The following is a 12,844-nucleotide window of genomic DNA, read 5'->3' as shown; positions in this document are numbered from 1 at the left end:
CGGCAAGCGCAGCTCAGGCTGTTTTGCCAGCAAAAATCGGGAGTTAGAACCCGTCGAAAACCTGAGTTAACTCAATAAGGAAGACGCAACATGAAAAAAACTATCCTTGCTTCTGCTATCGCAGCTGCAACTTTCTCTGGCGCTGCTTTTGCACAGAACCCGACTCTGACGGCTTCTGACCTGGCGGCCAAAATGGATTCCATGCCGACCGTGTACGGCAACATCCAGTACGTTCTGTACCATGACAATGTTGATGGCGGTGGTTCCTCCGTTGAGCACGCCGATAACGGCTCTACCCTTGGTGTCGTCCATGATCATGAGATCGCCCCGGGCCTGACTGGTTTCTTCAAGATCGAAATCGACCGTCTTGGGGCAGATGACATTGACTCCCGCGACAGCTTCCGCATCGACGAAGCCTACATCGGTGTTAAAGGTGATAATTTCGGCCAGCTGTGGGTGGGTACCGATGACAGCATCTATGAGCGTGCTGTAACTGAAATCTCAGAATTCTACGAAGTCGCCACCCTGTCACGTGGCATTGACTACGACACTGGCGAAGGTGACATGGTTCAGTACCTGTCTCCGAGCTTCGGTGGCCTGACCATCGGTGCAGCTGTCCAGATCAACGGCGACGCCGATCCGGAAGTTTCCAAGAAGTCTTACCCTTGGCAGTTGTCTGCCGCCTACGAAGTCGATGCACTGGAGCTGGCCTTCGCGGTTGATTCCAACGACGGCGGTCGTGGTGGTGAGAACAACGAAAACACCTACGGCCTGCGCGCCAGCTACAACCTGGATAACCTGCGTCTGACCGGTGAATTCCACACTCGCAAGGACGTTTCTGACACCTTCGGTGTAATGGGTATCTATACTCTGGGCAAAAACCAGTTCGCCCTGTCCTACGAGCTGACCCAGTATGACAACAACTTCAGCGATGCTCAGTTCGCTGACAAAGATATCGACACTGTAACTCTGCAGGCTCTGCACAACCTGTCTGATCACATGTATGTGTACTTCGAAGGCTACCTCGGTGGCGGCGATGACGGCGTTTACGGTGTTGCGGACAAGAGCGAGCGTTCAATCGCGTCTGTTGGTGCTGTTTACTACTTCTGATCAGCTAACCAGCTAATCAAGTAGTCTCAAAAACCGGTGACTAAGGTCACCGGTTTTTGTATTTTTAGGGGCCCGTTTTTTGGAGTATGCCATGGCCGTCGAACTTGAGATCAAACTGACGCTATCGGAACCGGCGCAGGCAAAAGCCCTCGAGTGGTTGCTGGCGCAGCCTGAGGCCAGTCCCGGTGGTCGAAAGGATCTGATGAATCGCTACTACGATACGCCAGACGCAACGCTTAACAGGGCCAGGTCGGCGCTTCGGGTGAGACAATCTGGAGATCGCTTCATCCAGACCCTGAAAACTCAGGGCGAGTTTGTCGATGGTGCCCATCGCCGTCAGGAGTGGGAATGGCCGCTGCCGGGGCCTGAGCTTGACCTGTCGTTGCTTGAAGACACGCCATTAAAGCAAAAGCTGGATCTGCAGAAACTCCAAGTGGCCTTCGAAACCAACTTCTCCAGGCAGGTGGTGATGCTTGAAACTGCGGACGCACTTGTTGAAGTTGCCGTCGATTGTGGCGAGGTTGTCGGGGGTGGGAGGTCTCGTCCCCTGTGTGAGGTGGAGTTTGAGCTGAAGTCCGGAAACTCGTCACTGCTGTTGAGCTGGGCCAAGGCACTTGCTGTCGAGGTGCCGGTTTTACTGAACCTGATCAGTAAGGCGGAGCAGGGCTATTATCTTGCGGGTATTACCGGCAGAGAAACACGGGTGGCAGAAGATGGGGAGTGTGTGCGCGGGTTCCTGCGGGCGTTGAGTGACTCCTGGCTCACAGGGGCTGCGCTGGCATTGCCGGAAGACTGTTTCAGACAATTAACTCAGAAATCCACGGAGTCAGGATGTCATGCTACATGGCGCGAGGTAGAGGGCTTTCTGAAGTCGGGATGCAACACCCGAGATCTGCTTGATCATGTGCCGCGCCTGGGTTGCCTCCAGTTGGCCTTGGCGGCAGGCTGACGGTGCACAGAAAAAAGGGGCCGGATAACCGACCCCTCTCTGCACTACTGCCTGTGTTATCCGGGCAGATAACGTGTCAGAACGATTTGGTCCAGCCTACCCAAACCTGCGGTTTGTCAGCGCGTGGGCTGCCGAAGGGAGAGTCGCTTTTGCTGATGTCCGCGTAATCGACGTTAAGGCTGAACTCGCCGAATTCGCTCGCATCCTTTGCAAGGCTGGCTGAGTAGTGTACGTAACTGGCATCTTCAAAGCCGGCCTTACCATCAACATCGAAATCGTAGTAGCCAACGGTGAAAGACGCTGCGAAATCGTTCGCCAGTGGGAGCGAGGCCGAACCGTAGTAGTAGATGTCGCCCTCATCGAAAACGTCGTCCTGGTTTTCACTATGAGCAGTGTATGCTATACCGACGGCAAAGTTACCCAGCCCGATCTCGCCATAAATTTCACCGAAATCGATGTTGTCCGGGGCATCGGTGTAGGCGTAGTAGATGTAGCCGACATCATACGCGATGCCCTCCACTTCTCCCGCGAAACCCAGGTAGAGATCCAGTTCGTGCGTGGCCTCGTCGCCAAAGTCTATCGTGGAAACCCATGTTCCGGCGTAAAGCCCGCTTGCGTCCTCGTAGTCAACGCCGCCCTGAATGGCGGAGGCACCTTCTGTCTGGGTGAGGCCCCGGAACATGTAGTTGCTCACGGCACCAATATTTGCAGACAATTCTGCGTGGGCGATACTTGGCACGGCCAGCGTCCCGAGCAGGGAAGCAGTGAGTACCGAAGCAGTCAGGTTGTATGCATTGCGTTTCATCGGATACCTCTTGGATCGATTGTTTAACTCACGGTTGACGAAGCACAGTCGATGCCAATAAATGAAACTTTATATAAATCAGAAGCGTGCGTGAAACCTCCGTTGTTGCGGTTGCTGAGTTATCCCAATGCGCACTAACTCGGGGCGTCAGTTTTTTGCGGCTGCACCAGATTGCACCACGGAGTGGTGCGTCAGCTATGGCAGGCTCAGAAGCGCTGTTGCCACGCTGAAGTAAATCAGCACACCGCTGACGTCGGCAATGGTGGTAATCAGCGGGGTGCTGGCCGTAGCCGGGTCAAACTTAAGTTTATCCAGCAGGAAAGGCAGTAACATGCCAATTAGACTGCCCACCATCACCACGGCGATCATGGTAACGGCAACCACAAAAGCGATTTCCGGCCCGGCGCGCATAATGCCCACCACCATCACGGCAACAGCCATGGTAATCCCCAGAGCACTCGCTACCAGGGTTTCTTTACCCAGCAGTTTGCCCCAGTCAGCCACTGTTACATCACCGGTGGCCATCCCCCGCACCATCAGCGTGGCGGACTGCGCCCCGGCGTTACCGGCGCTGGCGACCAGAAGTGGCATGAAGAACAACAAGGCGAGGTGCTCGGATATGATGTCTTCAAAATAGGCGATACCGGCGCCGGTGAAGATGTTGGCGAATACCAGAATGACCAGCCATTGCACCCTTGAACGGTAGAGTGAGAACGGTGTTGCGTCTCTCAGGCCGGTTTCCAGTTTGCCTACCGTGGCGCCTTTGTGAATGTCTTCAGTGGCCTCTTCTTCCGCTACGTCCATGGCGTCATCGTAGGTGACGATCCCCACCAGCCGTTCGTCTTGGTCCAGAATCGGCAGTGCCAGCAAGTCGTAGCGTGAGATCAGCCGGGCCACTTCTTCCTGGGGGGTGTCGGTGCTGGCGGTTACCAGACCGGTGGCGACCAGGTCGTCCACGGGCGTACCTGGCATAGCGGTAATCAGGTTCCGAAGGGAGACGGCGCCCACGAGCTTGTGCTGGTTGTCGATCACGTAGGCCTGGTAGATGGTCTCTTTGTCTGGCGCGGTGTTTCTGAGGAGGTTAATCGCTGCGCTGGCGGACATGCCGGTGCTGATCACCGCGTATTCCGAGCTCATCAGGGCGCCGGCAGTGCCTTCCTCAAAGCTTGCCAGGCGCCGAAGGTCTTCTCGTTCTTTGCTGGCCAGGGACTGGAACAGGGTGTGCTGGCGGTTCTCATCCAGCAGGTTGAAGAAGTCGGCCCGTTCGTCTGAGGGCATGGCGGTTACCAGCTCAGCCAGGTCTCGTGTGGGCAAGAGCTCTGCAATCAACGTCTGGGTGTTCGGGCCGATGTAACCGAACACCTTGGCGCTTTGATCAGTTGCCAGGGCCCGGAGCAACCGAATACCTTCTTCGTTATCCGGATTCTCCTCAACGAACTCCGCCAGGTCGGCGGCATTGAACGTAGCGGCCGCGTAACGTATCTGCGCCTGGTCACCCGTGGTAATGGCCTCGTACAGTGGTTGGTAAAATTCGGAATCGAGATAAGACATCGGTTACCTTGTTTTTCCGGGGCAGCGCCGCAGCGTTCTGCTCGTTGAGTCAGTGTATTTATTGCCGTTGTATATCCGGTATCCGGATTCGGTCATGGGGCTGGAGCCAGCGCTCAGCATTGTCGACGATGAACGATGTGACCTATCCGGATTACTGGCAACTAACTGAAAATCCGTATGCCTGTTCAGTCCTTGTTGAGTTAGGTATACAGTACCGAAAATATATCAGAGAGACAGGGGTTTGCGTTATGTCTGAGCCTTGGGGTTCATTGCCGGCGGATTTGGCAAGCGATGTGTCGGGTTGTTGGGCATCGATATTTCCGGACGGTGTTCCAGGATGGTTGGCCAATGAGGCAGGCCTCTCTGAGGCCGATATTGCCGAAGCCTTTGCCCGGAGCCTCTTCTTAAGGCAAACCCTGGAGCGGCACCCGGAGCAGGTTCGCTCGGCGGTTAAGGCCCGGCCATTGCAAGAGCCCACCACCGAAGCCTGGCTGGCGGAACGTTGGGCCTCTTTTCTGGACTCTGTGGATTCTGAGCCAGCGTTGCACGCTGCGCTCAGGCAATTCCGGCGTGAAGTCCAGTTTCGGATTATCTGGCGGGATCTGCTGAAGTGGGCTGACCTTCAGGAAACCATCGCGGCCACCAGTGCCTTTGCCGACACCTGTATTGATGGTGCGCTGGACTGGCTGTACGAGCAGGCCTGCGAGGAATCCGGTACGCCCTGGGGTAGGGATCCTGGAACTGGCGAGGAGGCTCCCCAGAAAATGGTGGTTCTGGGGATGGGGAAACTCGGTGGCCGTGAACTGAATGTCTCTTCCGATATTGATCTTATCTTTGCCTTCCCGGGTAAGGGCGAAACCCGCGGTGGCCGGCGGGCCCTGGACAACCAGCAGTTTTTCATCCGCCTTGGCCAGAAGTTGATCCAGGCGCTGGACCAGATCACCGCAGACGGCTTCGTGTTCCGAGTGGATATGCGCCTGCGCCCTTATGGCCAGAGCGGTGCCCTGGCCCTGAGCTTTGCAGCGCTGGAGACCTATTACCAGGACCAGGGCCGGGATTGGGAACGCTACGCGATGGTGAAAGCCCGGGTAGTGGCGGGCGACCAGCGGGCAGGGGAGATGTTGATGAGTAGCCTGCGGCCCTTCGTTTACCGGAAGTACATTGATTTCAGTGCCTTTGAATCGCTGCGCAATATGAAGGCGATGATCAGCCGGGAGGTGCGCCGCAAAGGACTGGAGAACAACATCAAGCTGGGCAGCGGTGGCATCCGTGAAATTGAGTTTGTGGTGCAGGCGTTCCAGTTGATTCGAGGTGGTCGCGACCGGGAACTCCAGCAGCGGGAATTGCAGGCAATCCTGAAAGAGCTGGAAGAACTGGAGTTACTGCCTTCTGCAGTGGTCCGGGAACTTCGTGATGCCTATGTGTTCCTGAGAAACCTCGAGCACGCCCTGCAGGGCATGGAAGACAAACAAACTCAGGAATTGCCGGACGATGCCCTGTCTCAGGCGCGGGTAGCCCGGATAATGGGATATGCAGACTGGTCGGACTGTCTGCAGGCTTTGAGCGATCATCGCGAGCGGGTGGCCACGCATTTTTCCAACATTATTGCGTCGGATGAAGACGAGCAGGAGGGTGATGTAGGTATTGAGGATGGCTGGTTTGAGCTTTGGCTGGCAGAAATGGAGGCGCCCGCGGCTGTGGAGTGGCTGGCTGAGCAGGGGTTTGAGCGCCCCGAAGACAGCTGCCAGAAACTGACCGACCTGCGCGACAGCCGCACGGTGCAAACCCTGCAAACCCAGGGGCGCCGGCGCCTGAATGAATTCATGCCACTGCTGCTACGCGCCCTGACCGGGGTTGAGAACCCCTCCGAAACACTTGAGCGGGTGCTTCAGCTTGTCGAAGCCATCCTTCGCCGCACGGCTTACATGGTGCTCTTGTTGGAAAACCCCGGCGCCCTGACCCAGTTAGTGCGCCTGTGCAGCGACAGCCCCTGGGTCGCCAGTCTGCTGGCGGAAACACCGCTGTTGCTGGATGAGCTGCTGAATGCCGAAAGCCTGTATACCCCACCGGCCAAAGAGGAACTGCAGGACGACCTGCGCCAGCAGATGCTGCGGATTCCCTTTGAAGACCTGGAAGAGCAGATGGAATCGCTACGGTACTTCAAGAAAGCCCATGTGCTTCGGGTGGCCGCGTCTGAAATCAAAGGCACATTGCCGTTGATGAAAGTGAGTGATTACCTCACCTGGATTGCTGAGGTGGTGCTGGACCACGTGGTGGATGTGGCCTTTGCAAACCTCGTGAGCCGGCACGGCTACCCCCGCCGTGCTGATGGCTCCGCCTGTGACACCGACTTTGCCATTATCGGCTATGGCAAACTCGGCGGAATCGAACTGGGCTACACCTCGGATCTGGACCTCGTATTTGTGCACCAGGCGGATCCGGAGTTGGCTACGGACGGTGATAAGCCCATCGACAACGCCGTGTTCTACACCCGCCTGGGCCAACGCATTGTCCATATCCTCAGCACCCAGACCCCGTCCGGCCAGTTGTACGAAGTGGATATGCGGCTGCGCCCCTCGGGCAATTCCGGGTTGCTGGTCAGCACGCTTCAGGCCTTTGAAAAGTATCAGCAGAACGATGCCTGGACCTGGGAGCACCAGGCCCTGGCCCGGGCCCGCGGCGTGGCCGGCTGCCCGGATACCCTAAAAGCCTTTGAGTCCATTCGCCATAACATTCTTTGCCAGCCACGAGACAAACAGGCACTGCGCAAGGAAGTCGTGGATATGCGGGAAAAAATGCGCGCCAACCTCGGCACCCCGGAAGCAAAACAGCCTGATGTATTCCACATCAAACATGACTGCGGCGGCATTGTCGATATCGAATTCCTGGTGCAATACCTGATGCTGGCCTGGAGTGCTGAGCATCCTGAGCTGACCCAATGGACGGACAACATCCGGCAGATGGAAGAGCTGGGCCGCGCCGGGGTAATGGCGGTAGAAGATACCGAAAATCTCAGGGAGGTGTTCATAACCCTGAGGTCGACTATCCATCGGCGAGCGCTGCAGAACCTGAATAGCCAGGTGGAGGGCGATGCATTTCCAGACGAGCGGGGATACATACGATCCATGTGGGAAAAAGTGATGCTGGCTGGTTAAGCGACATTCAATTTCAACAGAGAATCCTGCTAGAATGCCGATTCCCCGTAAAACCGCTTTTTTAGGAGCAGAACAGAATGTCGATGGCTGATCGCGATGGCGTTATCTGGCTGGACGGAGAAATGGTTCCCTGGCGTGACGCCAAAACCCACGTCCTCACTCACACCCTGCATTACGGCCTTGGCTGTTTTGAAGGCGTGCGTGCGTACAACACCGCGAACGGCCCGGCGATTTTCCGCCTGAAAGAGCACACCGACCGCCTGTTCCGCTCCGCTCACATCCTGAATATGAAAATGCCGTTCAGCAAGGATGAGATCAACGAAGCCCAGCGTGCAGCGGTACGTGAAAACAACCTGGACGAAGCCTACCTGCGCCCCATGGCGTTCCTGGGCTCCGAGGGCATGGGCCTGCGTGCCGATAACCTGAAAGTGCATGTGATGGTTGCCGCCTGGAGCTGGCCGTCCTACATGTCGCCGGAAGCCAAAGAGCTGGGCATCAAGGTGCGCACCTCGTCCTATACCCGCCACCACGTGAACATCACCATGTGTAAGGCAAAGGCCAACGGCAACTACATCAACTCCATGCTGGCCCTGAACGAAGCCATCTCCGGCGGTGCCGAAGAAGCTCTGCTGCTGGATAACGAAGGCTACGTGGCTGAAGGCTCCGGCGAGAACATCTTTATCGTGCGTGACGGCGTGCTGCACACGCCGGAGCTGACCTCCTGCCTGGAAGGCATCACTCGCGCCACCATCATCGACTTCGCCAAAGACCTGGGCCTGCAGGTGAAAGAGCGCCGCATCACCCGTGACGAAGTCTACGTGGCCGAAGAAGCCTTCTTCACCGGCACCGCCGCCGAAGTACTGCCCATCCGCGAGCTGGATGGTCGTCAGATTGGTGAAGGCAAGCGTGGGCCGATTACCGAGAAGCTGCAGAGCATGTATTTTGATGCGGTTAAGGGGAAGTTGTCGGCTCACCAGGAGTGGCTGACCTTGGTTAAATAAGATGCACTATTCGGCTTGAAGGGTCGAGAGGCCGCTCTTTTGGTACCAGAAGAGCGGCTTTTTTATTAGTGTTATCAACGTGCAGTCATAAAAGGTGAAGTCCGTGAGCCCTAATAACGAGGTGAGCATAGTATCCAACGAGATTTCTGCTCTTGTTGCACCTGAGCAGGCAGATACCTTTGACTTTCGTTGGTTTGATATTGCTTTCTGGCAGAACAATGCCATACCAGTTTCGGCTGGAGGTCGAGGCAGTGCGTGGTTTATTGACAGCGGGAAGCAAGCTTGGGTTTTACGACTTTATAAAAGAGGTGGGGTTGTTTCTCAATTAGTGTCTTCAAGCTACCTATATCTCGGGACAGGAAAAAGTCGGCCTTTCCGAGAGTTTCGCATTTTGAGCGAACTATACTCCTCAGGCTTTCCGGTGCCTGAGCCAATTGCTGCAATGGTGAAACGGGCAGGATTGGTTTATACCGGTGCAATTATTGTGGGGCGTATTCTCAATGCTCGTCCAATGGGTGATTGCTTGCAGGATCTCGACACTGAAGCTTGGCGAGCAGTAGGCAAAACGGTTCGCCGCTTTCATGATGCTGGCGTTTATCATGCTGACCTTAACTGTTTTAATATTCTACTTAGGGGCCGTGAGGTCTTTCTAATTGACTTCGACAAGGCACGCTTCTTTTCAGAAGCGAGAAATAGTTCTGATGAGAAGTGGAAAGCCAAAAATCTGAAGAGGTTAAAGCGTTCTATTGATAAGCTCTATTCGAGCGATACGCACACTGATGTTGCACCTGGTTGGGCTGCGCTACTTACTGCCTATAATCCCTCCTGATCTCAGACGATAGTCTCGGAAATTTAATGTTAAACATGTTTTTTTCCCGTCATGCGCCACTGACTGTACGTTGGTTGGTGTTGGCGCCCGTTGTATACGTTTTTACTCTCATGTGGTGGATTCCGCAAGGTGCCAAATATGTCCCCGGCATTGTGATTGTTTCTTTGCTCATATTGGCGGCGGGCAGGCGTTTTATGATTACCATGACCAACCATAGCTCTCCACTGGACTCATTCGTCAAAGTGCTTTGGTTGTACGTGGGCTACGTTGCTCTTGTTTATGTAGTCCATGGTGGAAGTTGGAGTGAATTGAGAGCGCTCCTTTGTCTTGCGCTTTATTTGCAGTTTGTTCGGCGCATAAGGCTACCTGATTCGTGGCGTATTGGCCTTTTGATGGCATCGTCGTTGGCATTGACAGTATTAGTTTTCAGCGAGTATTTGCAGTATGGCGGTCGTGTCGGAGGACATATAAATCCCATTCCTTTTGCAACGGTGATCGGAGTTCTTTTTTTGGCTTTGTACGCATGGGTCTTGTTTGCATGCAAGAAGCTACGGATAAAAATAATAGCCTCATTTTTGATTCTCGCGCTTTTAGTTTCTTTGATGATGACTCAAACCCGAGGAGTTCTCATACCAGTCCTGGTGGCGGTTGTAGCACTGCCTTTGCTGTATGGGTTAAAGCAACCCGGAGTAAGATCCCGGAAAATTATTCTGGCACTGTTGGTTGTTCTACTGACTGCCGGATCGGGTTTAGCGATCATTAACTCGGATCGAATTGTACAGACTATTGACGAAGTAGAGGCAGTGAGCAGCGGAGATCTCTCCACCTCGGTTGGTATTCGCCTGCAACTTTGGCGTTCAGCGATTCCTTTGATTGCTGATGCTCCTCTCATGGGCCACGGAGACGGTTATCGAGACGCACTGGAGGAACTGCACCATGAGGGAGAGCTGAGCGCAGAGCTCTATCACTTCAATGCAGCGCACTTTCACAATCAGTTTTTGGATACTTGGGTAAAGAAAGGTGCTCTAGGACTCGGTATTTTTGTAGCGACTCTGCTGGCGGCGATCAAAGCATTCTGGTCCGCGGGAATGGTGCTTTGGAGACGGGTGGCAGGCGTATCAATTGTACTTCTTCTAAGTGTTTCAGCTTTGACCGATGTCCCCTTGCTGCATGTGCCAGTCATTTTCTATGCTGGTTTCTTGCTTAGCATACTGGCTGCAGATAGAACTCAGCATTCTGATTGGAGAGTGGTGAATTAACACGCTTGAAGCACGCTCTTTTCAGTAGTTGGGATCGAAGCCTCAGTTGGTTTTTTTTAGTTGCTGACAGTGTTTCTTCCGTTTAAGGATTTTGAAAACGGTCTCAATTTTTGTTGGGTGAACGTAAATGAGCCGTTGCAAGGTGATTCTTAGTGCCGCGACTTTACTACCCGTACCTATGGGGGGCGACGGGTTGCAGAACCGGTTGTATTGATTTTGCCACTCGAAATGTTGCCATTGCGCACACCGACCCCGAGGTCGGGAAATTCTTGCAGTGCCGAGAAACTTCTGACAAAGGCCGAGCCCGAGTTCCTCGGGCGATGCGATTACGAGGTTGTTTGCATAGATGTGATCAGATTCTTCGAGTTTCTCCGATGGGTTATCCAGTAAGCCTCGCAGGAAAATGTCGGGGTCGAACTTTGATAACGCTCTAAGCCAAAGCATCTGAGTGCAATCGATCGGAAAGGTTGAGAGGTAAGATACTTCATTCTCTTCAATAATGTCCGTCGCGTTCTCGAGTAAGTCGAGGTCCCACAATGAAATCAGGTCCTCTGTGCGTCCAAAGTAGAAAAAGTCGCTCAGATGATGTGCCACTGGAAAGCCCTTGGCATATTTTCTTGTGAAGACGTTGCTGACGACCACCCGTTCTTGGAGAAAGCGGAAATTTTCACTCCGTGCTGGGTAACGGCTCTGCAGCTCAACAAAGTTGGTGCTGGTTAGGAAATTGTCGCTGCGAAGCTTGATGGCATAAGGGGTTCTGACGCGTTTTAGCCCTTCCTTAGTCGACACTATTTGGCGGTTGTTGTTGAATAGCTGAGGCTCCCCATTTGCTTTGAAGTAGCGGATGTTCGGGCCAGGATCTGGACTGATCACCAGTTCGTCATAGTCTAGGCCCTCAAGGTCTTGCTCTGGCCATGTAGAGAGAACTATATGGGCGCCGGGTAGATGCCGGCGGACGGACTCTAGACACTTTTGGGTAATGCCCTCTTCCTGCTCTCGGTCCCGAAAGGTCTGCACTGGCCCCTGAACAACGACGGTGATGTCAGCGTTACTTACCACTTGAACGCTCCAAACTCTTGTTGACAACGTCTGCGTATTTGTCGGCTACAACACGATAATCAAGAAAATCGATATCTTTCTCGCTCACTTCGGGTGGATCTAACAGGATGTCGTCAATGGCTTTTGCCAGCCCATCGGCATCACCTCGGCGAACAATCCATTTTGCAAGCTTGCCTGCAAGTAGTTCATTACTGCCTCCAGCGTCAGTTGCAACAACAGGTGTCTCGGACACCAGACTCTCAACGATCACAGTGGGCAGCCCCTCGACATCGGAGCTAGATACATAAAGTACAGCGTTTCGATATGCTCCAAGCAAATCGCTACAGAACCCTGGGAAGATTACATCGTTCGATAACCCAAGTTTAGCTGCCTGCTCTTTCAATTCACCTAGTTTTTTACCATCACCGAATATCACCAAAGGGTAGGCTCTTCTGGTTTTTGCATAAGCTTCAAGTAAGATGTCGAATCGCTTTGTTCGATCAGGCCTGCCGGCGGACATAATGTAGGCATCTGGAAGCGTCACTGAGCAGGGATTCTGCATCGCAGTTTTGAGACGTGCGAAATTGAAGCCGTTGTAGATTTCGCCAATAGTTTTGGGCGAAGCACCAATGCCATTAAGCATATCTGTTGACACATCCTTCGACACTGACAGTAAATTTTTATCGCTGTAGATTTTTTGATATATCTTTCGATAAAACTTACGTTTGATCCCAGATAATTTGCCCAGTAAATTCTGAGCCTTACAGCTATGTACAATGATAAATTCGTTTTTTATACCCTGATGCATCGGAATACAGCTCATTCCGTGGAAGAAAAGTGCATCATAATTTTCTGATCTTATTCGTCTATAAAGCTGAGCCGCAAAAAAGCGACTGAATAGGAAGTAGTAAAAGTGCCGACCGAGAAGGGATGAAAGTAACTTCAGAAACCACTTGCTTACCCTTGTTTCCTTGGACAAGCCAAAAATAGGGATGTACTGATCATTTCCTTGCAAGGTGCCTGGGTATTCCCAGAATATATAGTTTACTTCGATACCTTTTTCGCGCAATGCTGACGCTGTGTCGATAGTTGCACGATAGAGTGCCAGCTTATAGTTTGCTGCACCGAGAATGAATGCGATCTTCAT

General features: G+C 53.6%; 10 protein-coding genes. 6 read left to right on the top strand and 4 right to left on the bottom strand.

The features are described from left to right. Positions 1–90: 90 nt before the first annotated feature. Positions 91–1,110, top strand: a complete 1,020-nt coding sequence (locus tag ABIE59_RS10700; RefSeq protein ID WP_354446756.1) for a porin — start codon at positions 91–93, stop codon at positions 1,108–1,110. A 91-nt stretch (positions 1,111–1,201) separates the two neighbouring features. Beyond that, the gene (locus ABIE59_RS10695) at positions 1,202–2,059 is read left to right on the top strand and encodes a CYTH domain-containing protein (RefSeq protein WP_354446754.1); all 858 of its coding nucleotides are present in this window, start codon (positions 1,202–1,204) and stop codon (positions 2,057–2,059) included. A 76-nt stretch (positions 2,060–2,135) separates the two neighbouring features. Here ABIE59_RS10695 and ABIE59_RS10690 read toward each other — a convergent pair whose 3' ends face one another. Continuing rightward, the gene (locus ABIE59_RS10690; protein WP_354446752.1) at positions 2,136–2,864 is read right to left on the bottom strand and encodes a TorF family putative porin; all 729 of its coding nucleotides are present in this window, start codon (positions 2,862–2,864) and stop codon (positions 2,136–2,138) included. Between the two features lie 195 nt (positions 2,865–3,059). Next, positions 3,060–4,415, bottom strand: coding sequence for a magnesium transporter (gene mgtE / locus ABIE59_RS10685; protein ID WP_354446750.1), 1,356 nt, complete (start codon positions 4,413–4,415; stop codon positions 3,060–3,062). Positions 4,416–4,663: 248 nt separating this feature from the next. Here mgtE and glnE point away from each other — a divergent pair, with 248 nt between their 5' ends. The 4 genes from glnE to ABIE59_RS10665 all read left to right on the top strand — a co-directional run bounded on the left by glnE (position 4,664) and on the right by ABIE59_RS10665 (position 10,659). Continuing rightward, the gene (glnE, locus tag ABIE59_RS10680; RefSeq protein ID WP_354446748.1) at positions 4,664–7,570 is read left to right on the top strand and encodes a bifunctional [glutamate--ammonia ligase]-adenylyl-L-tyrosine phosphorylase/[glutamate--ammonia-ligase] adenylyltransferase; all 2,907 of its coding nucleotides are present in this window, start codon (positions 4,664–4,666) and stop codon (positions 7,568–7,570) included. A gap of 77 nt (positions 7,571–7,647) precedes the next feature. Then, positions 7,648–8,571 carry a branched-chain amino acid transaminase gene (locus ABIE59_RS10675; RefSeq protein WP_354446746.1) on the top strand — a complete coding sequence of 308 codons (924 nt, stop codon included), beginning with the start codon at positions 7,648–7,650 and terminating at the stop codon, positions 8,569–8,571. A 103-nt stretch (positions 8,572–8,674) separates the two neighbouring features. Further along, complete coding sequence (locus ABIE59_RS10670) at positions 8,675–9,400, top strand: 3-deoxy-D-manno-octulosonic acid kinase (protein ID WP_354446744.1); 726 nt, start codon at positions 8,675–8,677, stop codon at positions 9,398–9,400. A 26-nt stretch (positions 9,401–9,426) separates the two neighbouring features. Continuing rightward, positions 9,427–10,659 (top strand): O-antigen ligase family protein, encoded by a 1,233-nt coding sequence (locus ABIE59_RS10665; protein WP_354446742.1) that lies wholly within the window; start codon positions 9,427–9,429, stop codon positions 10,657–10,659. 42 nt (positions 10,660–10,701) lie between these two features. Here ABIE59_RS10665 and ABIE59_RS10660 read toward each other — a convergent pair whose 3' ends face one another. Then, positions 10,702–11,718, bottom strand: coding sequence for a WavE lipopolysaccharide synthesis family protein (locus ABIE59_RS10660; protein WP_354446740.1), 1,017 nt, complete (start codon positions 11,716–11,718; stop codon positions 10,702–10,704). Next, positions 11,708–12,844, bottom strand: coding sequence for a glycosyltransferase (locus tag ABIE59_RS10655; protein ID WP_354446738.1), 1,137 nt, complete (start codon positions 12,842–12,844; stop codon positions 11,708–11,710). Before ABIE59_RS10655 ends, ABIE59_RS10660 begins: the two co-directional genes overlap by 11 nt.

Source organism: Marinobacter sp. MBR-99 (assembly GCF_040547575.1).
Classification (GTDB): domain Bacteria; phylum Pseudomonadota; class Gammaproteobacteria; order Pseudomonadales; family Oleiphilaceae; genus Marinobacter.
This window is presented reverse-complemented; position numbering and strand designations above follow the sequence as displayed.

Coding starts and splice junctions, on each gene's coding strand:
- ABIE59_RS10700 (WP_354446756.1), top strand. CDS start 91: ATGAAAAAAACTATCCTTGCTTCTGCTATCGCAGCTGCAACTTTCTCT.
- ABIE59_RS10695 (WP_354446754.1), top strand. CDS start 1,202: ATGGCCGTCGAACTTGAGATCAAACTGACGCTATCGGAACCGGCGCAG.
- ABIE59_RS10690 (WP_354446752.1), bottom strand. CDS start 2,864: ATGAAACGCAATGCATACAACCTGACTGCTTCGGTACTCACTGCTTCC.
- mgtE (WP_354446750.1), bottom strand. CDS start 4,415: ATGTCTTATCTCGATTCCGAATTTTACCAACCACTGTACGAGGCCATT.
- glnE (WP_354446748.1), top strand. CDS start 4,664: ATGTCTGAGCCTTGGGGTTCATTGCCGGCGGATTTGGCAAGCGATGTG.
- ABIE59_RS10675 (WP_354446746.1), top strand. CDS start 7,648: ATGTCGATGGCTGATCGCGATGGCGTTATCTGGCTGGACGGAGAAATG.
- ABIE59_RS10665 (WP_354446742.1), top strand. CDS start 9,427: ATGTTAAACATGTTTTTTTCCCGTCATGCGCCACTGACTGTACGTTGG.
- ABIE59_RS10655 (WP_354446738.1), bottom strand. CDS start 12,844: ATGAAGATCGCATTCATTCTCGGTGCAGCAAACTATAAGCTGGCACTC.